The organism is Rhizobium sp. CF142 (genome assembly GCF_000281145.1).
Classification (GTDB): Bacteria; Pseudomonadota; Alphaproteobacteria; order Rhizobiales; family Rhizobiaceae; genus Rhizobium.
Window position 1 is genome coordinate 26,189 of record NZ_AJWE01000009.1, and the last position, 24,573, is coordinate 50,761.

General features: G+C 59.4%; 21 protein-coding genes and 1 pseudogene. 6 read left to right on the forward strand and 16 right to left on the reverse strand.

From position 1 onward, the window contains the following. Positions 1 to 5: 5 nt before the first annotated feature. The 4 genes from dapA to PMI11_RS02420 form a co-directional block, all read right to left on the reverse strand. Positions 6 to 926 carry a 4-hydroxy-tetrahydrodipicolinate synthase gene (gene dapA / locus PMI11_RS02410; RefSeq protein ID WP_007812931.1) on the reverse strand — a complete coding sequence of 307 codons (921 nt, stop codon included), beginning with the start codon at positions 924 to 926 and terminating at the stop codon, positions 6 to 8. A gap of 9 nt (positions 927 to 935) precedes the next feature. After that, positions 936 to 1,082 (reverse strand): hypothetical protein, encoded by a 147-nt coding sequence (locus tag PMI11_RS37645; protein ID WP_162831967.1) that lies wholly within the window; start codon positions 1,080 to 1,082, stop codon positions 936 to 938. Between the two features lie 115 nt (positions 1,083 to 1,197). Next, positions 1,198 to 2,202: a ketopantoate reductase family protein gene (locus tag PMI11_RS02415; protein ID WP_007812936.1), complete on the reverse strand. Its 1,005-nt coding sequence runs from the start codon at positions 2,200 to 2,202 to the stop codon at positions 1,198 to 1,200. A 157-nt stretch (positions 2,203 to 2,359) separates the two neighbouring features. Further along, positions 2,360 to 3,199, reverse strand: a complete 840-nt coding sequence (locus PMI11_RS02420; protein WP_007812938.1) for an oxidoreductase — start codon at positions 3,197 to 3,199, stop codon at positions 2,360 to 2,362. Positions 3,200 to 3,324: 125 nt separating this feature from the next. Between PMI11_RS02420 and PMI11_RS02425 the strand changes: the two genes are divergently transcribed. Then, positions 3,325 to 4,212 carry a LysR family transcriptional regulator gene (locus PMI11_RS02425; protein ID WP_007812940.1) on the forward strand — a complete coding sequence of 296 codons (888 nt, stop codon included), beginning with the start codon at positions 3,325 to 3,327 and terminating at the stop codon, positions 4,210 to 4,212. A gap of 3 nt (positions 4,213 to 4,215) precedes the next feature. On the opposite strand, the gene PMI11_RS02430 is transcribed toward PMI11_RS02425, so the two are convergent. Beyond that, the gene (locus PMI11_RS02430) at positions 4,216 to 4,638 is read right to left on the reverse strand and encodes a lipocalin-like domain-containing protein (RefSeq protein WP_007812943.1); all 423 of its coding nucleotides are present in this window, start codon (positions 4,636 to 4,638) and stop codon (positions 4,216 to 4,218) included. A 263-nt stretch (positions 4,639 to 4,901) separates the two neighbouring features. Between PMI11_RS02430 and PMI11_RS02435 the strand changes: the two genes are divergently transcribed. Beyond that, complete coding sequence (locus PMI11_RS02435) at positions 4,902 to 5,831, forward strand: alpha/beta hydrolase (protein ID WP_244430523.1); 930 nt, start codon at positions 4,902 to 4,904, stop codon at positions 5,829 to 5,831. 31 nt (positions 5,832 to 5,862) lie between these two features. Here the strand turns inward: PMI11_RS02435 and PMI11_RS02440 are convergent, their stop codons facing one another. Together PMI11_RS02440 and PMI11_RS02445 are read right to left on the reverse strand one after the other, a co-directional pair. Further along, a complete protein-coding gene (locus PMI11_RS02440) occupies positions 5,863 to 6,468 on the reverse strand; it encodes a carboxymuconolactone decarboxylase family protein (protein WP_007812947.1) in 606 nt (201 codons plus the stop codon). 98 nt (positions 6,469 to 6,566) lie between these two features. Next, positions 6,567 to 6,986, reverse strand: a complete 420-nt coding sequence (locus tag PMI11_RS02445) for an NUDIX hydrolase (protein ID WP_007812949.1) — start codon at positions 6,984 to 6,986, stop codon at positions 6,567 to 6,569. Between the two features lie 117 nt (positions 6,987 to 7,103). Here PMI11_RS02445 and PMI11_RS02450 point away from each other — a divergent pair, with 117 nt between their 5' ends. Further along, positions 7,104 to 7,592: a GAF domain-containing protein gene (locus PMI11_RS02450; protein ID WP_007812951.1), complete on the forward strand. Its 489-nt coding sequence runs from the start codon at positions 7,104 to 7,106 to the stop codon at positions 7,590 to 7,592. 99 nt (positions 7,593 to 7,691) lie between these two features. Here the strand turns inward: PMI11_RS02450 and PMI11_RS02455 are convergent, their stop codons facing one another. Continuing rightward, positions 7,692 to 8,072 (reverse strand): hypothetical protein, encoded by a 381-nt coding sequence (locus PMI11_RS02455; protein ID WP_007812953.1) that lies wholly within the window; start codon positions 8,070 to 8,072, stop codon positions 7,692 to 7,694. A gap of 269 nt (positions 8,073 to 8,341) precedes the next feature. On the opposite strand from PMI11_RS02455, the gene PMI11_RS37960 reads away from it, so the two are divergent. Next, the gene (locus PMI11_RS37960; protein WP_081493205.1) at positions 8,342 to 8,533 is read left to right on the forward strand and encodes a hypothetical protein; all 192 of its coding nucleotides are present in this window, start codon (positions 8,342 to 8,344) and stop codon (positions 8,531 to 8,533) included. Positions 8,534 to 8,734: 201 nt separating this feature from the next. After that, the gene (locus PMI11_RS02460; RefSeq protein WP_007812955.1) at positions 8,735 to 9,724 is read left to right on the forward strand and encodes a potassium channel beta subunit family protein; all 990 of its coding nucleotides are present in this window, start codon (positions 8,735 to 8,737) and stop codon (positions 9,722 to 9,724) included. A 134-nt stretch (positions 9,725 to 9,858) separates the two neighbouring features. Here PMI11_RS02460 and PMI11_RS02465 read toward each other — a convergent pair whose 3' ends face one another. Then, on the reverse strand, positions 9,859 to 11,190 hold the full coding sequence (locus PMI11_RS02465) for a sensor histidine kinase (protein ID WP_007812957.1): 1,332 nt from the start codon (positions 11,188 to 11,190) through the stop codon (positions 9,859 to 9,861). After that, positions 11,190 to 11,861, reverse strand: coding sequence for a response regulator transcription factor (locus tag PMI11_RS02470; protein ID WP_007812959.1), 672 nt, complete (start codon positions 11,859 to 11,861; stop codon positions 11,190 to 11,192). The genes PMI11_RS02465 and PMI11_RS02470 overlap by 1 nt, the downstream gene beginning before the upstream one ends. 278 nt (positions 11,862 to 12,139) lie before the next feature. Between PMI11_RS02470 and PMI11_RS02475 the strand changes: the two are divergent. Beyond that, positions 12,140 to 12,424 (forward strand): annotated as a pseudogene (locus PMI11_RS02475) (IS21 family transposase); the annotation flags it as partial. Between the two features lie 32 nt (positions 12,425 to 12,456). On the opposite strand, the gene PMI11_RS02480 reads toward PMI11_RS02475, so the two are convergent. The 6 genes from PMI11_RS02480 to PMI11_RS02505 form a co-directional block, all read right to left on the reverse strand. Continuing rightward, a complete protein-coding gene (locus PMI11_RS02480) occupies positions 12,457 to 16,518 on the reverse strand; it encodes a hypothetical protein (RefSeq protein WP_007812961.1) in 4,062 nt (1,353 codons plus the stop codon). A 355-nt stretch (positions 16,519 to 16,873) separates the two neighbouring features. Beyond that, the gene (locus PMI11_RS02485; protein WP_007812963.1) at positions 16,874 to 20,686 is read right to left on the reverse strand and encodes a vitamin B12-dependent ribonucleotide reductase; all 3,813 of its coding nucleotides are present in this window, start codon (positions 20,684 to 20,686) and stop codon (positions 16,874 to 16,876) included. Positions 20,687 to 21,271: 585 nt separating this feature from the next. Next, positions 21,272 to 21,862 carry a hypothetical protein gene (locus tag PMI11_RS02490; protein WP_007812965.1) on the reverse strand — a complete coding sequence of 197 codons (591 nt, stop codon included), beginning with the start codon at positions 21,860 to 21,862 and terminating at the stop codon, positions 21,272 to 21,274. A gap of 183 nt (positions 21,863 to 22,045) precedes the next feature. After that, entirely contained in the window at positions 22,046 to 22,543 is a 498-nt protein-coding gene (gene gpt / locus PMI11_RS02495) for a xanthine phosphoribosyltransferase (protein WP_007812968.1), read from the reverse strand. Positions 22,544 to 22,712: 169 nt separating this feature from the next. Continuing rightward, the gene (locus PMI11_RS02500; RefSeq protein WP_007812971.1) at positions 22,713 to 23,555 is read right to left on the reverse strand and encodes a universal stress protein; all 843 of its coding nucleotides are present in this window, start codon (positions 23,553 to 23,555) and stop codon (positions 22,713 to 22,715) included. A gap of 99 nt (positions 23,556 to 23,654) precedes the next feature. After that, entirely contained in the window at positions 23,655 to 24,431 is a 777-nt protein-coding gene (locus PMI11_RS02505) for a competence/damage-inducible protein A (protein WP_007812974.1), read from the reverse strand. Positions 24,432 to 24,573 lie beyond the last annotated feature (142 nt).

Below are 24,573 nucleotides of genomic sequence, written 5' to 3' on the forward strand. Positions count from 1 at the left end.
AAATCTCATAGGGATAGCGCCATGCACGCAGCGCTGCCGCCGATGAAGGGGGCAAGCGACTTGGCGATGGTAAAGCGGCTGTCGGCCTCAGTCGGTACAAGCGGAAGGCGAAGATCCGACGGCGTGCCGCGCAATATCTGCAACGCATATTTCAGCCGCGCAGGATCGCCCTCGTGACCGAGCGCAGTCACAACCGGCAGCAGCCTGTCGCTCAGCGCAAGTGCTGCGGATATGTAGCTCCCACAGGCCGCCTGCTGCAGCGACGTGACGAGCCGGGGAAGGATATTCGCGGCCGCAGAAACGATACCGTCGCCGCCGGAGAGATAAAAGGGCAGCGCGGTACCGTCATGGCCGGACAGGAAACGGAAGCGGTGTCGCAGTGCCGGCGGCATGTTGGCGAAGCGGGCAATATCCCCGGTCGCGTCGACGATGGCGACAATCGCTTCGAGTTCGGCAAGTCGCTCCAGCGTTTCCACCGTGAGGTCACTCGCCGTACGGGCGGGCGCATTCTCGATCAGAACAGGTAGATTGCTTGCCGCAGCGATTTGCTGGAAATGACGGAGAATGCCCTTCTGCCCTGGCTTGGAATAATAGGGCACGGTGATAAGCACAGCGCGGGCACCGCATTCTTCCGCATCCCGGATAAACGCGATCGTACTCTCGGTGCAATTGGTTCCGGCCGCGGCGATCACCGGAATACGGTCCGCCGCGGTCCGGATGCAGATGTCGAGCACCATGCGGCGTTCCTGCTGTGAAAGTGTCGGTCCTTCACCCGCCGCAGTGCAGATAGCGAGTCCATCGACCCCGCTCAGCACCTGCCATTCAACAAGAGCCTCCAATGCTGCGTGGTCGACCTCGCCGTCACGGAACGGCGTGACGAGCGCGGTGATCACGCCACCCAGGCGCAGTCTTCCTGCACTGTTCATGATGAGGCCTCAGAGCGAGCCGAGGATCACGTAGAGTTCCACGCAGGCGAGCACGATGCCGAAGATCATCAGCGCCTGGGCCGTGCGTTTCTCGCGCATCTGCCGCTTGCCACGCGTGATGCGGTAGGGGCGAAGCGGCAGGTATTGAGAGGACATGACATCTCGCATGGTAGTAACCTTTGCTGTTGAGGCGAAGGCTACTGCCGCCTCCGATAGGAAATCCATTCGGAGTAGAGATCGAGGATATAGGAATTGCATAAAGAGGCGGCGGTCAGCCGCCGCGCTGGTTTTCCTTGTCGAGCTGGGTCACCAGCGCTAGTACGACCTCCGACACAGGCGTCGGCACGTTAGCGGTGCGCCCGAGTGCGACGACCATGCCGACGAGCGGCACGATTTCCAGCGCCTTGCCGGCCAGCAGATCCTGCAGCATCGAGGTGCGCACCGGGCCGATGTGACGCGACTGCTGCAGCCTCTCCTCGATGGTGATGCTGAATTTCGCGCCGAGAGCGCTGCCGACGGCGCGCACTTCGTTCATGATCTTCCCAACCATGTGGAAAAGCGCAGGATTGGCCATGATGTCGGTCATCAAGGTCCGCGTCAGCGCGCTGATCGGGTTAAACGCCGCATTGCCCGTCAGTTTGCTCCAGATCTCGTCGCGAATGCGCGGCGTGGTCGAAACATTGAGGCCTGCCTTGGCAAAGAGGCCGGCAACGGTTTCGAGATCGGTCGACATCTCGCCAGAGGGTTCGCCAAGCACGAAACGACCAACATTGGAAAGGCGGATTTCGCCCGGGTTGACGACTTCAGCCCCTTGCATCGCCACGCAGCCGATCACTCGTTCCGGACCGATCAGACGCCACAATTTGCCGGCGGGATCCAGTTCGTCGAACTGCAGTTCGGCGTGGCCGCTTTGCGTATCCCGGTGGAAATACCACCAGGGAATCCCGTTCAGAACCATGACGACGCGGGTGTTGTCCTTCAGCAGCGCCGCCATGCCTTCCGTAGCCGGGCCGAGCTGGTGGCCCTTGAGGCCGGTGATGATGAGGTCCTGCGGTGGCAGTGTGGTCGGATCGTCTGTTGCCTCGATGTGCACATTGATCGGCCTGTCGGCATCGGCTTCATGCAGGGAAAGACCGTTCTTGCGGATCGCTTCCAGATGCGCGCCGCGGGCGACGACCGAGACGGTCGCATTGTCACCAAGCTGGCTTGCAAGCTTGACCGCAATCGCGCCACCGAGGGCGCCGGCCCCGTAAATACAAATGGATGTACTTGCCATGCCTGCCTCTTCCTATTGATGATGACGCGGTAGACATAGGCCATCAGAGCGCCGCGGCGAATGAAAATCTTGCCTTTTGGACACTCTTCACGCCGAAATGAAATGAAACAAGCGCGCCGGAGGGCGCGCTTGTTGCTGTGGGGAAAGTCAGGCCTTCTCAGGCGGTCTGTTCGAAATCCGTGGAGACGGCGAGTTTGCGCCACTGGGCCAGTTCCTTTTCCACGCTGGCATGTTCTTCCTCGATCTTGGCAACCGTATCGCTGCCGAAAGGCATGCGCAGCGGCGGATTGGCCGAGTTCACCATTTCGATGATGCCGGCGGTCAGCTTGGCGGGGTCGCCCGGCTGGGAATGGTTGGCGCCGGCTGCGAAGTCGCGCATGTTGCCGGCCGGCGTGCCGACATAATCGGGAATGGAGGCCGGGCTGATTGCCAGCGAGTTGTCATGCAGGAAGTCCGTGCGGAAGAAGCCGGGCTCGATGATCGTGACCTTGATGCCGAAGGGTTCGATTTCGGTTGCCAGCGATTCCGACAGGCCTTCGACGGCAAACTTTGTGGAGCCGTACACACCCCAGCCGGGGAAGCCGTAGTAGCCGCCGATCGACGAGAAGTTCAAGATATGGCCGGAGCGCTGGCGGCGCATATAGGGCAGCACGGCGCGGGTGACCTTCAGCAGGCCGAAGACGTTGGTGGCGTAGATCTTTTCGATCTCTTCGGCCGTTGCTTCCTCGACGGCGCCGAGCAAGCCGTAGCCGGCATTGTTGGCGAGGATATCGATGCGGCCGAAGCGGGCAATGGCGGCAGCGGCAGCTTGCCTGGCCTGTTCTTCATTGGTGACGTCGAGAGCGACGGCAAGCAGGTTCGGATGATCGCCGAACTGTTCGGTGATGGTCTTGGGGTTGCGGGCGGTGGCAACGACAGCGTCGCCGTTAGCAAGGGCGTCTTTGGTCATCAGCGCGCCGAAACCACGCGATGCACCCGTGATAAACCAGACTTTCATGGCAATTCCCTTTCCTTGAGAGTGTTTGTTTCAGCAGTTCGTTGCTGACGGAGAGGAATTTGACGCAAATCTCACTCATGTATAAGATTCGTTATTTGAGAGACTATGATGAGTGAAATTCAGCAATGAGAGCGACTGAACTTTCCGAAATGGCAGCCTTCGCCGCTGTCGCCAGGCACAAGAGTTTCCGCAAGGCGGGAGAGGAGAGGGGTGTCACCGCCTCCGCAGTCAGCCACGCCGTCCTCAATCTGGAGGACCGCATCGGCATCCGCTTGCTGAACCGCACGACCCGCAGCGTCTCGCTGACGGAGGCCGGCGAATTGCTTCGCTCTCATCTCGATCCGGCCTTCGGCGAGATCAGTTCTGCACTCGATGCGCTGAACCGTTTCCGCGATACCCCCTTCGGCCGTGTGCGCATCAATGTCGGCAATTCCATTGCGCCCTTTGTCGTCGGCCAGGTCATCGGGCCGCTCTTGATGAAGAACCCCAACCTGCAGCTCGAAATCGCGGCGACGGATCGGTTGGTGGATATCGTCGAGGAAGGTTTTGATGCCGGCATTCGCTTCGGCGAGCGTGTCACCGAGGGCATGATCGCCGTGCGCATCAAGCCGCGCATGCGCCTCGTCGTCGTCAGCTCTCCCGCCTATTTCGAAACCCGGCCAAAGCCTGAGACGCCGCATGATCTGAAGCGCCATATCTGCATTCAGAACATGTTCCCCTCGGGTGCGCGTTACCCCTGGGATTTTGAGAGAGACGGCCAGGCTATCACCTTCCATCCGACCGGCCCGCTCTCGCTCGACGACCACGAATTGATGACGGCAGCTGCCTTGAGCGGGGTCGCGCTCGCCTATGTCTGGGAGGGCAGGGTGGTGCCGCTGATTGCGAGCGGCCAGCTTATCCAGGTGCTGGACGAATGGTGCCAGCCGGAGGAGCCGCTCTACCTCTACTATCCCAGTCGGCGGCATATTTCGGCGGGCTTCCGGACGGTGATTGACGCGATCCGGGGCGAGTGAGTGTCAGAGCTTGCGGAATTCCAGCCGGTAGACGACATCCTCTCCCGTGATAGGATCGATGCCGGGCGCATCGCTGATGACGAGCATGTCGCCCTCGATATGCACCGGGCGTATAAGGGGCCGTTCCCATGTCGGGTTCCAGGCGGCCTCGACATGATGGATCACTTTATCGCCCTCCAGCGTATAGGCAGCCGTATAAGCCAGCATCGTATCGAAAAGTGCGGCCTTTTCATTGTCGTTGGGGGCTTTGCCGTTGGGTTTCGGCCTGCGTCGGTTGGTAACGAAAGCCATCATCCGGCCATCGGCATGATAGGCGATGTATCCAATGGGATCGGCACCCATGGCGTCGCTGACTTCTCCCGTCGCGACGACGGTTCGCGTCCACGAGATCATGCGCCACGTCCCGAGCAGGGCGGCTCTGTCCATGATCTTCCCCTCCTTAAAGTAGTTTAGCACAACTAAAAATACGCGCTACGAACCTATGCGATCAGTCAAAACTCCCTTTTGACTCTCGGTGGCGAAGTGGTGAAGATGCGCCGCACGAAGGAAGATCAGCGCCGGAGGGGCGAATGAGAAAACCGATTTTTTCTGCTGGCAGTCGGTGGAAAGTGGAATGTCGCATAGGGCTGCTGTCAGCACTTGCAGCCGTGGTGCTGTCTGCCTTTCCGCTGGAAATATCGGCGCAGGAAATGCCGGCACAAACACCCGCCTCCCAGGAGCAGGTCGAAAAGCTGCTTTCCCGCTGGAAAGAACATTTCAAGGGCGCAGAGACCCTCAGGGACCGGCGCACCGCGTTCCGCGATTTCATGGAAACGTTGCCGGAGCCGACACGCATCCAGATCCGGCATGTCGATGCCGGCGGGGTCGAGGCCGAGCTGATCTGGCCGGCGCGCCTTCATCATCCGATCGGCCGGCGTGTGATCCTCTTCATTCATGGCGGCGGTTTCTACAGCGGCTCCATTCGCAGCCACAGCCTGCTTGCCGGCTCGCTTGCCAAGGCCGCTTCCAGCGACGTGCTGCTCATCGATTACCGGCGGGCGCCGGAATACGGCTATCCTGCGCAGGTCAACGATGCCTTGAGCGCCTACCGCTATTTGCTCGACAGCGGCTACAGCAACGGAAATATCATTATTATCGGCGATGGCGCAGGCGGCAATCTCGCAATCGAAACCGTGCTGCGGCAGATGCGCTCCAGACAGCCGTTGCCGGCCGCCGTCGTGGCGCTCAGCCCGATCACTGATCTGGCGGCATCAGGCGCATCGGTCACGTCGAATGCCGCCAACGATCAGGTACTGGACAAGAATGTGCTGGAGGCGCTGCGTAAAGCCTATCTCGGCAACAATTCCGCGACAGATCCTGACATTTCCCCGCTGTATGCCGATTTCTCGGGTTTTCCGCCATTGCTGCTGCAAGTCGGTTCCGGCGAACTGCTGCTCGACGATACACTGCGACTTGCCGACAAGGCACGCAAGGACGGCGTCGATGTGACGGCTGAGGTCTGGCCGGGAATGCCGCATCAGTGGCAGCTTTTCCCATCAGTGCTCGATGACGCCGACAAGGCCGGCCAGAAGATCGCCGAGTTCGCGATCACGCATTTTGCGGACCCGCCAGCACAGTAAGGACCAATCCAATACCGCACGATCGCAGCTCTTACGAGTGGTTCGAATTCAGCCCCTCGATCGGCCGGCCGATGGCGAGATTCTGACGAAGCTTGGGATCGAGCCGTTCGGCATAGGCATGATCGGGCGCAGCACCCAGCGCATCCAGCATCTTGGAGAAAAAACAGCGGGCTGCCGCCGCCGCAGTGACGTCGAAGATCTCCGCGTCGCTCATCCCGTGCCGTTTCAAGCCGTCGATATCCTGCTGCGTCACCGAAGTCGCATCGCGCGCCACCTTGGTGGCAAAATCCATGATTGCCCGCTCGATGGCATCAATGGGCGCTTTTTCGCTGCCGCCGGCGACTGCCGAAAGACTGTCATTGGTAAAACCGTCGCGCAGCAGCGCCGAACCATGCGCAAGCATACAATAGGACGACTTGAGCTCCCTAGCCGCCGCCAGCGTCACCAGTTCATAGCGCCGCTGGCTCATATGGCCGCGAATGCTGGCAAGCAGCGTCCCCCAGTGCTCCATCACCTCAGGTCGGTGGCCAAAGGCCCGGTACATATTCGGCAGATAGCCATAACTTGCCTCAGCCGAGGCGTACATCGAAGCCGTCTTCTCGCTGGCGGAAGCATCTGGAGTACGAATGAAGGCCATGGCACGATCCTCCCTTGATCCACTGGGAGAATAGAGCGGCATCCGGCGACATCAATCTGCCCGCCAATCGCTTTCCGCAAAACAGATGCCTGATGCCCTCAGCCGGCCGCCTGGCTCTGCCGTTGGCGGTAGAATGGCAGGATATGGTGTTCCGTCAGCGGCGCCATGATAATCTCACCCGGTTCAGACGGCGATATCCAGCAGACCTCTTCGATCTCGGCCGTTGCGTGGATATCGTCATCCTGCACATGCAGCAGGAAAACATCGGCGATGACCACATGATCCGGTTCGTTGGCCGCCGTCGCCTGAAACTGACCCAGGAATTCGAGCTCCGCAAGCGTCGCGGTGACGCCGATCTCCTCTGAGAGTTCGCGCATCAGGGCTTCCTCGGGCGTCTCTCCGGGCTCGATCTTGCCGCCCGGCTGCATGAAGGCCACGGTGTCGCGCTTGCGCACCAAAAGCGTACGGCCGTCGCTCCGCAACAGGAGGGCGGCCGATATTCTGATTATCTTCGTCATACACAAATCTGACCGGATTCGCTGCCGCAATTCAACTGCCGTAGTCGGATCGGCCGTTTGTCAAAACTCGCCTGACCGCCTATATCAGCGGCTCAGAAACAGCAAGTGGATGTGACAATGTTCCAGGCGGCGTCGATCGAGGTGGATAACAAGGCCGAGTTCTATCGAGAGCTTGCCCAGCAGCTGCAGGGTCTGCTCGAGGGCGAGCCGGATATGATCGCCAACGCCGCCAACACTTCGGCCCTGATGTACCAGATGATGCCCGATCTCAACTGGGCAGGCTTCTACCTGCTCAAGGGTGACGAGCTCGTGCTCGGCCCGTTCCAGGGCAAGCCGGCCTGTGTGCGCATCCCCGTCGGCCGCGGCGTTTGCGGCACGGCGGTCAAGGAGCGCGCCTCCATTCTGGTGGAAGACGTCCATGCGTTTCCCGGCCATATCGCCTGCGATGCCGCATCCCGCTCCGAGCTCGTCGTTCCCATCAGAAACGGCGATGAGATCGTCGGCGTCATCGATCTCGACAGCCCGCTTCCCGCCCGTTTCGATGTCGACGACCAGGCTGGCATCGAGCGATTGGCTGGAATCTTCGCAGCGGCAACCCGCTTCTGAGCGGACTGGCGTGGCGACGATCCATCGCCGCGTTTCCGGTCGAGTTTGATCCAGCTATTCACCCTCGCGGAAACTGTCAACGAAGGCGATAGCGACGGATTAATGGAGGGCCTGGAATGCGAAACGTCTGGCAAGCATCGCCAGAGGCAAGATCGCAGCCGAGAAAAGCAGGACGATATTGTACCAGCGTGAGTACCACGGAAAAGTGGTGTCGCGCGGGAGCGAGGGCCCTACGCGATAACCGAGGATCGCACCGAACGAATGCCAGGCAAGCACAATCAGCGAGCCGTAAGCGCCAGGGATTGAAAGCTCGACGAAGAGCCAAATCAGGCCCGCTGACACCGAAATCCCACCGATAAAATAGGCGATCGCCATCAGGCCGCGACCGAGATAGGCCATCACGACGTCAGGGCCGAACAGCAAACCGATAACGGCGGCGCAAGCGGGGCGGCGCACACGGAACGCTTCGAAAACCTGCATGAAAATCCCGGCAAAAACTCTCTGGCTCGCAATTGAGCTTCAGAGGCTGACTTGTCGCAAGTTGTATCCGATGTCGCGAAAAACGCCAGCCGCCGCCTTGCCGTCGTCAGACGATGAAAGTTGGATGGCCGATCGCAGCAAACTGCACAAATGACGAAATTTTGATCGACAGCGCTGTTTTCGGAACTCCGGCCCGGCCTATTTCATTAGCCGACGCTGATATGCGCTGCATTCCGGTGTCGCCGATTATCGGTATGGGGGTAGATCAAATGTCTCAATTTCGAAAACTGCTGGTCATTGGATCAGCTGTCATTGTGGCAATCATCGCTTCGTCCTGCACGACCAGCTCGGATAGTTCGATACAAACCGGTTCGATTGGGTATGGCCCCCAAAGCGCCGACTTTGGGCTCCGACCGGCGTGCCTCGGCGGATTTGGCAACGATCGTCCTTGCAGCTACTAGCGAGAGGCGCGGTTCTGCCCCCGGAGGCCCGAATAGGCCCACAGAAAAAAGTGATGCGATAGGACGCAGGACTTTGTGACTGCGGGGGTCTCGCATATTATTGACAATAAGATAGGTTACGCGAAATCAGTCATTGCCTGATTGTACGAAGCCGACCTCAATTTTGGGGCGGCAGATTTTATAAGTTTTGGGAGATATGTGATGGAATATCGTCGTTTGGGAAAATCGGGTCTGAAGGTGAGCGAGTTCTCTTTCGGATCGTGGGTCACTTTCGGTAAGCAGGTCGATGGTGGCGACGCCATCGATCTCATGAAGCTCGCCTATGACAGCGGGATCAATTTCTTTGACAATGCAGAGGGTTACGAGAGCGGAAAGTCAGAAATCGTCATGGGCGAAGCGCTGAAATCGCTCGCCTGGAGCCGCGACAGCTACGTCGTCTCGAGCAAGGTCTTTTGGGGTGGTCAGAAGCCGACGCAACGCGGCCTGTCGCGCAAGCATGTGACGGACGCCTGCCACGCAGCTCTCAAGCGGCTTCAGGTCGACTATCTCGACCTCTACTTCTGCCACCGCCCGGATATTGACACTCCGATCGAAGAAACTGTCCGCGCGATGCACGATCTCGTCGCCCAGGGCAAGGTGCTCTACTGGGGAACGTCGGAATGGTCCGCACAGCAATTGACGGAAGCCTATGCTGTCGCCCGGGACCTTCGCATCACGCCGCCGACCATGGAGCAGCCGCAGTACAACATCTTCGAACGTCAGAAGGTCGAAGCCGAGTACCTGCCGCTCTACGACCTGATCGGCCTCGGCACCACCATCTGGTCACCGCTCGCCTCGGGCGTCCTGACCGGAAAATACAATGACGGCGTACCGGCCGACAGCCGCATGAACCTGCCGGGCTACGAATGGCTGAAGGAAAAATGGTCCACCGATACCGGCCGCGCCCAGCTCGAACAGGTTCGCAAGCTCGCCAAGCTCTCGAACGAGATCGGCCTGTCGATCACCCATCTCGCTCTTCTCTGGTGCCTCGCCAACAAGAACGTCTCGACCGTCATCCTCGGTGCCTCGCGCGCAAGCCAGCTGCAGGACAATCTCGCGGCCCTCTCGCAAAAGAGCAAGCTGACGCCTGACGTCATGGAGCGGATCGACAGCATCGTCGGAAACAAGCCGGAAGCACCGCGTCGCTTCTAGGCAGGGCCGAAGCCAGATCGAGCATCTTTGATCTTATCTTTTTTCCAGTACAAAATAGCCGGACCTTTTGGTTCGGCCATTTCATTTTACTATGCTTCATTGACCGAGCGTCAGAGCGAGGAGCGCGGTATTTGTCACAGGCGGATGATCACTGTCGTTCCTGTCGGATTGCCTTCGAGAGTTATGCTCCCGCGATGACGGCTCACGATCTGCTTCACGATGCTCAATCCGAGGCCAGCGCCCGTGCTCCGTGGCGTGACCCTGTAGAATGGTTCGAACACGAGGTCTCGATGCGCCGCTGGAATGCCGGGGCCTTCGTCCGAAACCGAGATGCCTCCACGTTCGGACACGCGAACCGATATCATGCCGGAATTTCCGCCATGGTCGATCGCATTGCGCACAAGGTTGCCTATGGCGCGTGACATCGCCGACGGACTTACCAGGCGATAGAGCTCGTCCACTTCACTGTCGAACGAGATCTCATATCCATTTCTGATGGCAAGCGGAGCTTGGTCGGCGACGACGTTCCTGGCGACTCCCACCAGATCGGCTTGTTCATACGGCTCCGGCGACTGCTCGCTCCGCTCGAAGTCGAGCAATTGCTCCGCCGTCTCCCGTAGACGCCCGATGTCATCCATCATGGTTTCGCGAGTGCTTCCTTCCAGGGTCGTATCGATACGTGTCTGCATGACGGCGATCGGCGTGCGGAGTTCGTGTGCGGCGTCGATCAGAAAACGTTCTCTGGCTGCGAACTGCTGCTCAAGGCGCTCCAGAACGGAATTGAACGCATGGATAAGCGGAACGACCTCGCTCGGAACCCGATCCACTGGCAGCCGGGATCCTGGCTGGCGAGGGTCGATCTCCGGAGCTTTCCGAACGACGTCGCTCAGCCCTGAGAGCGAACGCCTGACCAGTCGCGGCACGGCGAAGAAGAGGGCGGGCAGGGTAACCGCAAGCAGAGGCACATAGATCGGATATGTGCCACCAAGCATCGTGAGGAATGTCGACTCGCTTCCGTTACGCCCGCCATAAAGCACCCGGATCTCGGTCGTATCGATCTCAATGTCGTCGACTGAAGCCGGCTCCGGGCTACTTGCCAGCGTGCCACGAATGTCGGCGTCCTTGATAAGCGGCACGAACCTGGCGAGCTGCATATACGGAGGTGGAATATTTCCATATGCGACGGCCGTTCCGTCCGGGGCTGCGGCGTAGAAAAAGAGATTGGCATTGTCATTCTTCAACGCTGTGAGCTGTTCGCTGTCTTTGATGCGAAGCCCTCGTCCAGGTTCGTAGCTCAAGGACCCTTTCAGAGCGTTCAGAAGCCGGTGCTCCAGACCGACGTTCGGAGAAAGGATCATCGCCCCATAGATGCACAGCCCGACGATCACCAATCCCGTGATGACGACGAATAGCAGGCTGAGCTGCCAGCTCAGTCTCCACCACAGCGACGTATTCGGAAATCGCATCAATGTTCCTTCAGCAGATATCCGACCCCGCGGATGTTGTGGATGGACACGCCGGCGTCCGCGTCAGCCAGGCGTTTCCTCAGTCGCGACACATGAGCGTCCAGCGCGTTGGATTGGATCGTCTCCTCGTAATTGTAGATTTCGGTTTCCAGTGCCGATCTGAGGACGGTCTTACCTTTTCGCTTCGCAAGGGTAACGAGCACCATCAGCTCTCGACGAGGCAGGTCGAGCTGCAGTTCGCCGACCATGACATCCATCCGGATCGGATCCACGGTCATCCGTCCTGCGACTATGGACGGCTCCGCCAAGGCCGACGGGCGTCGCATGACAGCGCGCAGTCGAGCGAAAAGCTCTTCCATCAGAAATGGCTTGCCCAGATAGTCGTCGGCGCCGAGGTCCAGGCCCGCGACCCTTTCCGTCGGTTCGTTTCTGGCAGTGAGGACAATGACCGGCGTCAAGACGCCCGAGCTTCGAAGCCAAGGGATGAACGTGATGCCGTCGCCGTCTGGCAGGCGTCTGTCGAGCACGATCGCATCGTAGGTCTGTTGCTGAGCCAGTTCGATTGCATCCCCAAGAAGAGCGGTGTGGTCCACCGCGATACCCTTCTTGCTAAGCGAGGCCGCAACCGCTTCCGCCAGCCTTATCTCGTCTTCGACCAACAGGATCTTCATGTCTCGTCCACCTTTTCCGATCCTATGTTCACGACGACCATTGCGACAGGATTACGGCCTGAGCGTTCGAATGAGGGAAGTCATGGGGCGCTGCGAGTTGGATATCCGCCATTTGCATTCTCGGGCGCATCCGCTTCTGGCGAATTTTGTGGTTTGCAGAACCGAATCCTTGGCGGACGGCGAAGTCAGAGATCGCCCTCTGGCCTGGTGATGGTGACGATGGGACTTTCGGTTCCGTTGCCTCTAGGTGTGAGCTTTCAGGAGGTTGTCCATTCGGAGCGATGGAGAAAGTGCGCCGGCGCCTGAAGGGCATCCATGATGGTGATCGGCAAATGGTCACCATCCTCGGCTGTGTTCCCACCAACGGTCTGGCGGCTGTCGATACTGCCTGCCAGGAGGCTTTGGATCACGGTGTCTGCTTGGTCTCGGTGATCATCAACATTCCGGCCGCAGCCGTGATCCGGGTCCGGCCGCAACCCTGCAAACCCCGGATGCGCTGCGGCTGATCCATGAACCGGTCGCCGACTTGCGCGCGCTATGACAGCCTCAGGAGGGCAAGCTGAGATGAAACGCGCACAGGTGTTGAGGCGTGCTGCTAGGCCCAGAGCCGATCCAGCGATTCAATCCAGCTCGTATCGAACCCAATTCCGACTGCAGGCGCGCAGGCGGCGAACAGGCGCGCCACGTTCACCAGTCGACGGTTACCAGAAAGAAATTCGAGTGCGGCTCCGATAGCAGGCGCGTTCGCAGAGGGCTGGTGCAACAGAAACCGCTGACTTTCAAGCACGAATGTCCAATGCCTAACCTCGTTTTCGATGAACACCGACGCAAGAAGGTCGATGGAGGCTGACTGAGCTATGTGTTGGAGTATCCGAACGTCGCGCTGGAACCGCAGCGCCGGATTGCCTGCCTGCTGCTCTTCTGTCATGCCCACCACATAGGCCATCGCATAGGCTCCTGAGGCGGGCGCCGAATTAACCTGCTTGCCTTCGAGCAGGTCAATTAGACGTTCAAGAGACTGCCCATCGCCGAACACCGTTTCGACAGCGGCGCGAAAGGACGTCCAGAAGGACGTATTAAGCTGTTTCTGGCTCAGTTTGGCGTAAAGGACAAAATCGACGACCAACAAGTCGAGCTTTTGATCGACTTCGGGTAGTGACCGAAGTTCTGATATAGCCGGGACCGCATACCTCTCGATATCGATCCGTCCCGCGATCTGCTGATCTCGTGAAATGCCCTGCAGAACCACATAGGCCCAAAGCACAGTGATTCCTGATCGCAGAGCCGCGGCCGGATCGCCGGATCGCGTCGCGTTCTCATACTGTCTCTGTCGCAGCATAAGCTCGATCCGCGGCACGGTCGACCCGGACAGCATCTGCGACGACCGACGTTCTACGCCCACATCAAGGCCAAGACTGACCTCGATCACCGCGAGGATCCGCATGTGGTCGGGGATCGCAGTCAGCGCCTCCTTCGCCGGTGCCTTTGTCTCTGACTGCAAAACTGTCGAGGTCCCGAAAGTTATGGGAATTTTTGAGGCAGCCGGCATGCCGGGCAGCTCGGACAAGAACAGCCCGACCATACCTCGCGCCAGCTTGTGCGAACGAAGCGCCTGGAAGGACTCGTCATCGGGCAGCAACGATATCGCTTCAAGCGCCTCGGCCGTCACCCTTATAGCACCGGCGCGATCATCCGATCTCCATCGGATCAAAGCTTCTTCCAACATCATCCCGATTGCGAGGGCGATCCGGCCAGGCACCTCGAAAATCGCGACCTCCGCTCCGCTAATCATCCGTATCGCGTCAGGGAAGCGGCCGGCCTTAGCCGCCCAGATCGCGCCGTCCAGAAGGGCGAGAGCTCGATCGAAGGGGGATCGAGCCGCTACATCAGCTTCTATCGGAATCATGACTTCAACGGCATCGCCATGGCGCCCCGCGTGCGCAAGCAACTTCGATTTCTGACGGAGAAGCACCGTATTACGCCCATGGCTGCCTATGGCGTGGTCGACAAGTGCAAGAGCGTCATCTGTACGTCCAAGTCCTTCGTCCAAAATTACTGCCTGGGCGCAGATAACCTCGAGCAAGAGTCCATCGCGATTCCATCCGGATGCAATCTGCTGAAACTCCCCGTAGTTTGCCAGCGCAACTTCCATGTCGCCATCACCTAGCTGGTCCTTGGACCAACCCGAGTGAACGAAGACGCTGTCCCCCTCATATATTGTGCTCATCGCGTCGAGGAAGCGATTGCGATCTTCCTGCGAAATCGCATTGAGGGCCTGGACGGCCTCAAGCTGCGCGGATGAACTGTCGATGTGGCGGACGATGTTTGCAAACAGGATGTCGGCCGCATCCATTTCGTCACCGAACTCCGAAGGCAGAAGCGTCTTCGGATCGGGGATATTGCCTTCGCCCAGGTCCAATATCCGCGGCTCGGATTTTCTTACCATGAGCGCATAGGCAATTCTGTCCTGAGTGGCCAATTTAGCGGATTCGGCCATAAGGAATCTTGTCATCGAGGTATGCGCAAAAAGAACTCGTAGATGGCCGTCCTCGATAAGGTCGAGTTCTTGCACAAGACGGCTTGCGATCGTGGCGGCCAGCGGCCCTTGCTCTGTCGCGTCGGCGACTTCGAACTGCAAGAGCCGCAACTGGATCGAAACCGCGAGATTGGATGGAAGAAGAGGGCGATCCGTCGTCAACACGGCCATTGGAGCAAGCAAAGCTGCCGCCCCTCTGAGTGTTTCAGCCGGCATCGAAGAGATGCTCACGCACAATTGCATCAATACCCACGCGTGCCCGCCGAGAAATGCATTCCAGAAACACAGGGGGAGGGTTCGGGCGTCCAAAGGCCCGTCGCTCGCCCAGTATTCAGCCGCGACCCACCGGTAGAGCTTTCGCTCTTCGTCAGTGACCTCTTTCCCAATATCGGCCAGGAGTGGCGATATCCTAAGGTCGCCACCAGGAAGCTCCTCGAGCCACGAACCCTTCAGCACCGCAAAAGCGTCACCCGCGGTTCGGAGCGCGGGCGTCGCGTGGCCTAGCTTCCTGATAAGCCCTTCATCGACGCGATCGAACACACAGGCTACCCTGCGGAGAAGATCTCCCGCATCAAGGGACCGAGCGGTGTCAAGGGACGACAGATCCGATAGCAGCGCTCGACGCGCCTCCTCCCGCGTAACACGTAGCGCCTCGCCAGGTTTCACAACGTCGTCGGCAAGCGAGGAATCTGGCCAGCCTTGTGCGCGTAGGCTGGCGGATTTGGCGGCGACCATCAGCGGATGACCGCCGCTCGTGGTAAGCTGCAGGAACTTTGCCCACGGCAGTACCATGTTCTCGCGAGGCGCGGGATGTACTCTTACCATCTCAACGGCATCGTCCTCGCTGAAATAGGGAGCTTGGAACGAACTGCTCACCGACGTTCTGCAATCACTGAGGTAGGCCGGCGTCGGCTGATGGTGAGATGTCACGATCAGGCGCGCACCGCGTCCGCCAAAGGATTGGGCCAAGGCTTTCAGCCGGGATCGGAGAGCGTTTGCGGGGGCACCTTCGAAATCGTCGATGATAATGCCGTCATAGGGTTCGGACAGGGCGATTGCTCGGGTGAGCTGGGCCCAGGCGGCGACCGATCCCGCTTTGTCGGTTTGAAAGGGTCGCAGATCCAGCTCAAGCCATCGACCGCCTGCCGCGGTTGCGGCGAGACGGGCAAGGGTGGATTTTCCAATTCCGTTCGTGCCATGAATCCAGACGAGCGGCTGCCCCCGTGTCTGGTTGGCAATCGCGTCGAGAGCTTCACGCCGGGTCGCGACCGATGTAAAGTATTCCAACTCCGAAACCACGGCGCTTTCAATGAGAACCGGCAGGGAAGGCTGGGTAATCCCGGTGACCGCCTGCGCGACCAGATGAGCCGCCGCGCACTCCTCCATGATTTGAGCCAGATCAATCTTAGAAAGGCGTCTGTTGTCGGCGCGAGGCTTGGAGGCCGTCTCAAAAACTAGGTCGATCAAGGAGGCTGTTGCTGGCTTCGCGCAAATTACTGGTAGGTTTCTGCTGTGGTAGATTTCCCCAATCTGCTCACGGAGATAGGAAAACAATTCGTCCGCGGAGGCCGCATCAAGTTCCCATTGGACCCGGCGGAGAAGCCGCTCGCGGAGCTCCGCATCGGTGGGCTCGGATTCGATCCATTGTCCGAGGGGGCTGGCCCCGAGAATCGAAATCAGAGCGGTCCGCAGAGGTAGGGTGTCTGCGTCGATCGCGGCCGTTCGCCAGTATCGCAATCCAGGCATGTTGTCCGGAAAGAGGTGGTGCCGTTCGACGGCGGCCCCACCGCGCGAGATGAAGATCAGTCGACGAGGAGCTCGAGCAGCATCGCTGGTTTCCCAAAATCGATTAAGCGCTGCAGCAATATCCGGAGACTGAAAACTGAAGCTCGTCGGTCCCGATTCCGCCTGTGAGTTCTTTACCTGGACGTCGTCAACCGCCTCCTTTGAGACAACTGTGAAGTCCTCGGAGACCTCGAGGAGCAGCTCTTCGCCTTCGCGTAGCGATACGAGCGCCTGCACGGATTGAAGCACTTGATATCGGAACCCCGCCATCACGTGCGAGGCGCCACGTGCTGTAGGCTTTCGCGATGGGACCTGAGCGTTCGCCTGAATTGTCATCCGGAAGCGCACCCTCCCGCCTCGGGGAGGCGTTTCCAGATGACGTGATACGTTTTAGCCGCGCGCGCGTGCATTGGGTTATCCGTGCGAGCAGATGAGATCCGCTACTTCTGTCGCGATTTCATCGGGCGTATGGGTCATTTTTGCCCTCACATTTGCTCGCGTGACAACTCGCGCTGTACTATTCGTTGCGGCCGCGTCCGCGATTGATCATCCCCGATGTAATTAATTCATGTCTGTTCTGGGCTCTTCCCGGCAGCCGAAGCCGCCGGGAATTAAAATGGCTGATTTAATGACGCCGGGATGGCGTAGTGACAAACCTAGTGGCTCCCTACACTGTATTCTCCCGAAGAAGTCAGCTGCAGCCGCTGGTCGCACCGCATGTGTCGCACTTCTCACAAGTCCCGTTACGGACCATCGTGAAGTTCTGGCACTCGCCGCACATGTTGCCGGTGTAACCCTGCATGATCGAGCGGGCGCGGCGTTCGGCTTCCACCTTCTTGGCTTCCGTCTTGGCGGATGCAGCATCGGCTGCGGCCTTGTCGGAGAAGAGGGCGGTTGCCTCGGTGCCGGATTCTTCGATCACCTCTTCGGCGATTTCCTCGGCCAGTTCTTTGGCACGCTCTTCATAGTCGCGCTTGAAGGCGACGATTTCGGAGGTCGAGATGGCTACCGTCGGCTCCAGCTTGCGGGCTGCTGCACCTGCAAAAGAGGTCACCGAGCCGATCGAGGAGGCGCGGGCGGGGGCGGCTGTTGCCGCGCCCTTGGGCTCGCCGCCCTGACGTTCGAGACCGGTGTTGGAGACCAGCGTCGGCTTGTAGCCGCGGGTCCAGCCGGTGGAAAGCAGGTTCGTCTTGCCTTCCTGGATGCCCTTGCCGAGCGCAGTGTTCGAGAAGTCCGACGTATCGACATGCGCGAGATCGTGGCGGCCGAGATAGGAGACGGCGAGTTCGCGGAACACGTAGTCGAGGATCGACGTGGCGTTCTTGATCGCGTCATTGCCGATGACGATGCCGGCCGGCTCGAACTTGGTGAAGGTGAAGGCCTCCACATATTCTTCCAGCGGCACGCCGTATTGCAGGCCGAGCGAGATGGCGATGGCGAAGTTGTTCATCATCGCACGGAAGGCAGCGCCTTCCTTATGCATGTCGATGAAGATCTCGCCGATACGGCCATCACCGAATTCGCCGGTGCGCAGATATACCTTGTGACCACCGACGGCGGCCTTCTGGGTGTAGCCCTGGCGGCGGTTCGGCAGCTTCTCGCGTTCGCGGGAAACACGCTCGATCACGCGCTCGATGATCTTTTCAGTCACCGTCACGGCCTGGGCCGCTGCCGGCTGCTGGATCAGATCTTCCAGTGCGTCCTCATCGTTGTCGTCCTCGATCAGCGAAGCATTGAGTGGCTGCGACAGCTTGGAGCCGTCACGGTAGAGGGCGTTTGCCTTCAGGCCGAGCTTCCAGGACATCATATAGGCATTCTTGCAATCCTCGACGGTCGCCTCGTTCGGCATGTTGATCGTCTTGGAGATTGCGCCGGAGATGAAGGGCTGGGCAGCCGCCATCATGCGGATATGGCTTTCGACCGAGAGGTAACGCTTGCCGATCTTGCCGCACGGATTAGCACAATCGAAGACCGGCAGATGTTCGTTCTTCAGGAAGGGCGCGCCTTCCAGCGTCATCGCACCGCAGACGTGGATGTTGGCAGCCTCGATGTCCTTCTTGGAGAAGCCGATATGGTCGAGCAGGCTGAAGCTCATGTCGCCGAGCTGTTCGTCGGAGACTTTCAGGGTCGTCTTCAGGAAGTCGGCACCGAGCGTCCACTGGTTGAAGACGAACTTGATGTCGAAGGCGCTCTTGAGAGCAGCATTGACGGCTTCCACCTTCTCGTCGGTGAAGCCCTTGGCCTTCAGCGTCGAGGGGTTGATGGCCGGTGCCTGGTTCAGGTTGCCGTGGCCGACTGCATAGGCTTCGATCTCGGCGATCTGGCTTTCGGAATAGCCGAGCGTGCGCAGCGCATCCGGAACGGCGCGGTTGATGATCTTGAAGTAGCCGCCGCCGGCGAGCTTCTTGAACTTTACCAGAGCGAAGTCAGGCTCGATGCCGGTCGTGTCGCAATCCATGACGAGGCCGATCGTGCCGGTCGGTGCGATAACCGAGACCTGCGCGTTGCGGTAGCCGTGCTTTTCGCCGAGTTCGAGCGCCTTGTCCCAGGCAGCCTTCGCATGGGCGACGAGATCCTGGTCCGGGTTTTCCGAATGGATCAGCGCGACCGGGTTGACCGAGAGGGCCTCATAGCCGGCGTTTTCGCCATGAGCGGCGCGGCGGTGATTGCGGATGACGCGCAGCATGTGCTCGCGGTTCGGCGCGAAGTTCGGGAACGGCCCGAGTTCGGCAGCCATTTCGGCAGATGTCGCATAGCAGACGCCGGTCATGATCGCCGTCAGCGAACCGGCAATGGCACGGCCCTCGGCGCTATCATAGGGAATGCCCGTCGACATCAGCAGGCCGCCGATATTGGCGTAGCCGAGGCCGAGCGTGCGGTATTCGTAAGAAAGTTCGGCGATGCGCTTCGACGGGAACTGCGCCATCATGACCGAGACTTCGAGCACGACGGTCCACAGGCGAACGGCATGTTCGTAGTCGCCGATATTAATGCGCTTGGTTGCCTTGTCCTTGAACTGCAGCAGGTTCAGCGAGGCGAGGTTGCAGGCCGTGTCGTCGAGGAACATATATTCCGAGCACGGGTTCGAGCCGCGGATCGGGCCGCCGGCCGGCGACGTGTGCCAGTCGTTCATCGTCGTGTTGAAGTGGATGCCCGGATCGGCCGATGCCCAGGCGGCATAGGAAATCGTTTCCCACAGATCGCGGGCCTTTAGCGTCTTCATGACCCTGCCGTCCTTGCGGGCGGTCAGGTTCCAGTCGCCGTCTTCTTCGACAGCGCGCAGGAAGTTATCCTTGATCGAGACGGAGTTATTGGAATTCTGGCCGGAGACGGTCAGATAGGCTTCCGAATCCCAATCCGTGTCGTAAGTCTTGAACTCCATGTCCTTGTAGCCCTGGCGGGCAAACTGGATGACGCGCTGGACATAGTTTTCCGGAACCTGGTCCTTCTTGGCAGCGCGGATTTCGCGCTTCAGGGCCGGGTTCCTGGTCGGGTCGAAGCAGTCGCCATTGTCGCCTTCGCAATTGACGCAGGCCTTCATGATCGCCTTCAGATGCTGGGCGACAATCTTGGAGCCGGTTACGAGAGCAGCAACCTTCTGCTCTTCCTTGACCTTCCAGTTGATATATTCCTCGATATCCGGATGGTCGATGTCGACGACGACCATCTTGGCGGCGCGGCGCGTCGTGCCGCCCGACTTGATGGCGCCGGCAGCGCGGTCGCCGATTTTCAGGAAGCTCATCAGGCCGGAAGAGCGGCCGCCGCCGGAAAGCTTTTCGCCTTCGCCGCGCAGCATGGAGAAGTTGGAGCCGGTGCCGGAGCCATACTTGAATAGGCGGGCTTCACGCACCCAGAGGTCCATGATGCCGCCTTCGTTGACGAGGTCGTCTTCAACGGACTGGATGAAGCAGGCATGCGGCTGCGGATGCTCGTAGGCGGACTTGGACTTGGTGATCTTGCCGGTAAAGGGGTCGACGTAGAAGTGGCCCTGACCGGGACCATCGATGCCATAGGCCCAGTGCAGGCCGGTGTTGAACCACTGCGGGGAGTTCGGGGCAACGCGCTGCGTGGCGAGCATATAGGCAAGCTCGTCCTTGAACGCTGCTGCATCTTCCTCAGAAGAGAAATAGCCGCCCTTCCAGCCCCAATAAGTCCAGGTGCCGGCGAGGCGATCGAAGACTTGGCGCGCATCGATTTCCGAGCCGGTCTGTTCGTCCTTCGGCAGGTCTTTCAGCGCAGCGTCGTCAGCAACGGAGCGCCACAGGAAGGAGGGGACACTGTTCTCCTCGACCTTCTTCAGGCGGGCAGGGACACCGGCCTTGCGGAAATATTTCTGCGCCAGAACGTCGGTGGCAACCTGGGAAAACTGCGCGGGAACTTCAATGTTTTCGAGGCGGAAGACGATCGAGCCGTCCGGGTTCTTGATCTCGCTCGTCGCCTTGCGGAATTCGATATCCGCATAGGCGCCCTGACCAGCCTTCGTAAACCGACGTTCGATGCGCATGTTCTTAACCTCTTGTTGGCACCCGAAAGGGCGCAAAATTCCCGTCCAGCTACGCGTTGTCCCTTCGCGCGGCCAGTGCTCGTTCCGTCTTGTGACAGGATTGTCATCCGGAGATGATTTTCCTGTATCTTGTGGTGAGGCTGGCTGCAAACACTAAATATAGTGTTAACAGCTTATTTTTACCAGTCCCCGATGTCGCTTTTTGAGGCCAGAAATAAGGCGCAGAAATGCCTTCGGATGTCACCGCTCTTGACGGTCCAACATCCTGATTCTGCGTTCAATTTTTCTTGGAAGAACCGGTCTCGTTACCTCCGGTTCAGTCGCCGCCGCAACATCTGAAACATTAAGTTTGAAACCGCTGATTCCGTCAAGGGGTGGAACGTAACCGAATGCTAACCACAACATCTTGTGGATGCTGTTGTGAAGATTGGGGAAAGTCTGGGTAAGCCTGAAAATACAAGGGCTTGCGCCGCTGCTCGGGCAAGGGAAAGGCCGCAATGCTAAAAAAATCGGCTGCGGCAAAAGTTAGGATGGCTTTTACGACGCAAATGCGCATGGCGATTCGTTGAGGGAAATCAGCCCTTTCTAGAGGGCGTCAATGGCAATCGTGACGGTCGCCGTGCCGATCGGCTTGCCCGCCTCGTCGGTGATCACGAAGCTTGCCTGAGTCTCGAGAAGCTGGGTCGACTCGTCGCGCTCAGCCCGGCTGATATAGATCTCCTGCGAACCGCGGGCAAAGGTTTGGAGAAACTTCTCCTCATCCCCCTGCCAGTAGTCCGTCGTGATGGTGCTCTGGCCGACATTTAGCCCGTGACAGTCGGTGACGAAGAATTCGAGGATCGTCCCCTGCGAATCATCCTGTCTCGATTTGAGATAATGCGAGACGGATTTTTCCATCAGTGCCTTGACCATCTGGAAATCGCCCTGGGCGACCTCCGCCTGGTAGGTTTCGTCCAGCACTCGCATGTCCATCTCGCTGACATCGCCGAATTTGGCGTTCTGCTCCTCGATCGCCTTCACGACAACCGGCGCCTCGACCATCGGCCGGACGAGCGTTTCGACATATTCACGCACGACGCCGATATAGGCCGGCTCGGCCCCGGCAGGCGTATAAGGAAACAGACAGCCGATCAGCCCGAAGGCCGCTGCCGTTCGAATCTTGCCCCAGCATGCCATTGCGCTTCCCCAACCGCATTCAGCCCCACTTTGCATCCGGTCTTTACGACCGGTAGTTGCCTGAGACTATGCTAATAAAATAAAACGGACGTTACCGAGCAGGGGCTGGAATCCGCTATCGGGGAGACAAATATTGGGACAATTTTCGGTCGCAAAACCGGAGGTTGTTCGCGTCTTCAGCTGTTAGCCGCGAGCACCCTTGGCGATCGGCTCCTGGTAGGTGAAGCCCATATCCCAGGGAAAGTAGATCCAGGTGTCCTGGCTGACTTCGGTGATGAAAGTATCGACGGTCGGCACGCCCTTGGGTTTGGCGTAGACGCAGGCAAAATGCGCCTTCGGCAGCATGCCGCGCACTTGGGCGGCTGTCTTGCCGGTATCGGTAAGGTCATCGACGACGAGCACGCCTTCGCCGCCGTTTTCCATCAGTTCAGGCGCGATGCCCTTGAGCAGCACCATGTCGCCCTGGTTGACGTAGTCATGATAGGACGCGACGCAAACCGTCTCGATGAGGCGGATGTTCAACTCGCGCGAAATGATCGCCGCCGGAACGAGGCCGCCGCGGGTGATACAGACGATCGCCTTGAACTCCTGACCGAGGCCGGCGAGCCGCCAGGCAAGTGCACGCGCATCGCGGTGGAACTGATCCCAGGAAACGGGAAAGGCTTTATCGGGAAGGGACATCGGGCTGCTCCGCGGCATGATAGAGACGACACGCCGTTTGCCGGCGACCGAGTGAATATCGGCGGGCAAAACGCAAATCGCGCAGCCGGAACTGCGCGATGGATGCCGAAGCCTGATATCATCGGTCGCCGCAATTAGCGGGATTTGGAGGCAAAAGGCAAGAGCGGCCTTAACGCGAGAGCAATGTCAGCGCCGTCATGGAATGCAAAAGCGTCCTTGTCGTACCGCCGAAGATCGCCTGCCAGAGCCAGGAATGTGTGTAGGCGCCCATGACCAGAAGGTCGATGCTGTCGTCCGAAAGCCGGTTCTCGATGACATGCGAGGCGTTCTTGTCGCCGCTTGTGGCCGTGGCAAGCGTCACGTTCACGCCGTGGCGGGCAAGCGTTGCGGCGATCTCGGCGCCGGCCATTGTCGCCGATTGTGTCGCCGTCTCGGCCGGATCGACGGAGAAGATTTCCACCTCTTCGGCAGCCTTCAGGATCGGTAGGGAATCGAAGGTGGCGCGCGTCGCTTCCTTCGAGCCATTCCAGGCAATCAGCACGCGCTTGATCGGCTTCGGCTGGCGGATGACGTAAGGGATGATCAGTACCGGGCGACCGCTTTCGAACAGGAATTCGTCGACATTCACGTGGCTGTCGGAGGGTCTTGCGGGATCGGCCTGCGAGGCGATCAGCAGGTCGGCGCTGCGCGCGCTTTCGATCAGCGGCGCCGAGCCGTATCCCGTCGACGTCGCAAAGGCGCGCCATTCGAAGGAAGCGCCGGCAGCCTCCGCACGGGCGCGGAAAATCCGCTCGACCGCGATAGTCTCTGAATGGGCCATGTCCTGAAGCGCCTGCACGGCGACCGGATCGGGAATTTCCATCGGCGCGACCAGCGGCACGGCGGCAATCGTTTCGGCATGCAGGCCGATCACATGGGCGCCGCTTTCTGCGGCAATGGCAAAGGCGAAATCGGCGACGGCGCGGCTATTGTCTGCTGTATCCAGAATGGCGAGAATGGTTTTATAAGACATATCAATTCTCCTTTGCGGCTGAAATGATGGTCCGCGAGGAAGGGAATGCGCCGGAATGCGCTGCGGTTCCTTGACCATGATCAAGGCCGCACACAGTCCTCACGCGTCCGCCGAATGGTTTTCGGCAATGTCCTTCCTGCGTCTGATATCCTCGATCATGGCCCGCACCTCCGCACCTGCGGCCTCGATCACATCCTGCGAACGGCCGCGCACCACGATCTCCGTTGAAAATCTCTGCCCCACATAACGCGGATAGGAGCCGATGCTGGTTTCCGGATGCGCTTTCTGGATCGCCGCCAGTGGTGTGCCGATCTCGCCTTCGCCATAGGGGCAGGCAATAGCGAGCGAGAGGACAGGCGTGCCCGTCTTCAGCGTCGGCAGCACATTGTCGACCATGGCCTGGAAGACCTGCGGGACACCCGCCATGACATAGACATTGCCGATGATGAATCCGGGCGCGGTCGATACCGGATTGGCGATATGGGTAGCACCACGCGGCATGCGGGCCATTCGCTGGCGGGCCTCGGTGAATTCCATCTCCCGGCGCTTATACATTTCGGCAAGCAGCACCATCGCCGCCGCGTCGTGCTCGCAGGGAACGCCAAAGGCCTTCGAGACGGCATCCGCGGTGATATCGTCATGCGTCGGCCCGATGCCGCCGGACGTGAAGACATAGTCGTATTTGCCGCGAAGTGCGTTCAGCGCCTCGACGATCGCATCCTCCTCGTCGGCGACGATGCGCACCTCCTTCAGGTCGATGCCCGAAATAGTCAGCATATCGGCGAGGTGGCCGATATTCTTGTCCTTGGTGCGACCGGAAAGAAGCTCGTCGCCGATGGCTAGCATGGCGGCGGTAACGACAGTCTCATTGCTCATGGGGATATTTCCGTGGTGTGAAGCTTGAAAATAGGTAGCGCCGTTTGGCCAGTTTGCAAACGGCAAAGCGAAGCGGCTCAAGGGTCGAAACGAAACGGCAAGTGAAATTTCGTCTACAACCGGTGAACAGTGAGTTCTTGGG

What these genes read in the sequence shown, in the direction of transcription:
- PMI11_RS02490 (WP_007812965.1), bottom strand. Translation starts at nt 21,862, where the DNA reads ATGGCATGCTGGGGCAAGATTCGAACGGCAGCGGCCTTCGGGCTGATC.
- PMI11_RS02430 (WP_007812943.1), bottom strand. Translation starts at nt 4,638, where the DNA reads ATGGACAGAGCCGCCCTGCTCGGGACGTGGCGCATGATCTCGTGGACG.
- PMI11_RS37960 (WP_081493205.1), top strand. Translation starts at nt 8,342, where the DNA reads ATGTCTCAATTTCGAAAACTGCTGGTCATTGGATCAGCTGTCATTGTG.
- gpt (WP_007812968.1), bottom strand. Translation starts at nt 22,543, where the DNA reads ATGTCCCTTCCCGATAAAGCCTTTCCCGTTTCCTGGGATCAGTTCCAC.
- PMI11_RS02485 (WP_007812963.1), bottom strand. Translation starts at nt 20,686, where the DNA reads ATGCGCATCGAACGTCGGTTTACGAAGGCTGGTCAGGGCGCCTATGCG.
- PMI11_RS02505 (WP_007812974.1), bottom strand. Translation starts at nt 24,431, where the DNA reads ATGAGCAATGAGACTGTCGTTACCGCCGCCATGCTAGCCATCGGCGAC.
- PMI11_RS02460 (WP_007812955.1), top strand. Translation starts at nt 8,735, where the DNA reads ATGGAATATCGTCGTTTGGGAAAATCGGGTCTGAAGGTGAGCGAGTTC.
- PMI11_RS02465 (WP_007812957.1), bottom strand. Translation starts at nt 11,190, where the DNA reads ATGCGATTTCCGAATACGTCGCTGTGGTGGAGACTGAGCTGGCAGCTC.
- PMI11_RS02420 (WP_007812938.1), bottom strand. Translation starts at nt 3,199, where the DNA reads ATGAAAGTCTGGTTTATCACGGGTGCATCGCGTGGTTTCGGCGCGCTG.
- PMI11_RS02455 (WP_007812953.1), bottom strand. Translation starts at nt 8,072, where the DNA reads ATGCAGGTTTTCGAAGCGTTCCGTGTGCGCCGCCCCGCTTGCGCCGCC.
- PMI11_RS02500 (WP_007812971.1), bottom strand. Translation starts at nt 23,555, where the DNA reads ATGTCTTATAAAACCATTCTCGCCATTCTGGATACAGCAGACAATAGC.
- PMI11_RS02445 (WP_007812949.1), bottom strand. Translation starts at nt 6,986, where the DNA reads ATGACGAAGATAATCAGAATATCGGCCGCCCTCCTGTTGCGGAGCGAC.
- dapA (WP_007812931.1), bottom strand. Translation starts at nt 926, where the DNA reads ATGAACAGTGCAGGAAGACTGCGCCTGGGTGGCGTGATCACCGCGCTC.
- PMI11_RS02440 (WP_007812947.1), bottom strand. Translation starts at nt 6,468, where the DNA reads ATGGCCTTCATTCGTACTCCAGATGCTTCCGCCAGCGAGAAGACGGCT.
- PMI11_RS02470 (WP_007812959.1), bottom strand. Translation starts at nt 11,861, where the DNA reads ATGAAGATCCTGTTGGTCGAAGACGAGATAAGGCTGGCGGAAGCGGTT.
- PMI11_RS02415 (WP_007812936.1), bottom strand. Translation starts at nt 2,202, where the DNA reads ATGGCAAGTACATCCATTTGTATTTACGGGGCCGGCGCCCTCGGTGGC.
- PMI11_RS02450 (WP_007812951.1), top strand. Translation starts at nt 7,104, where the DNA reads ATGTTCCAGGCGGCGTCGATCGAGGTGGATAACAAGGCCGAGTTCTAT.
- PMI11_RS02435 (WP_244430523.1), top strand. Translation starts at nt 4,902, where the DNA reads ATGCCGGCACAAACACCCGCCTCCCAGGAGCAGGTCGAAAAGCTGCTT.
- PMI11_RS02480 (WP_007812961.1), bottom strand. Translation starts at nt 16,518, where the DNA reads ATGACAATTCAGGCGAACGCTCAGGTCCCATCGCGAAAGCCTACAGCA.
- PMI11_RS02425 (WP_007812940.1), top strand. Translation starts at nt 3,325, where the DNA reads ATGAGAGCGACTGAACTTTCCGAAATGGCAGCCTTCGCCGCTGTCGCC.
- PMI11_RS37645 (WP_162831967.1), bottom strand. Translation starts at nt 1,082, where the DNA reads ATGTCCTCTCAATACCTGCCGCTTCGCCCCTACCGCATCACGCGTGGC.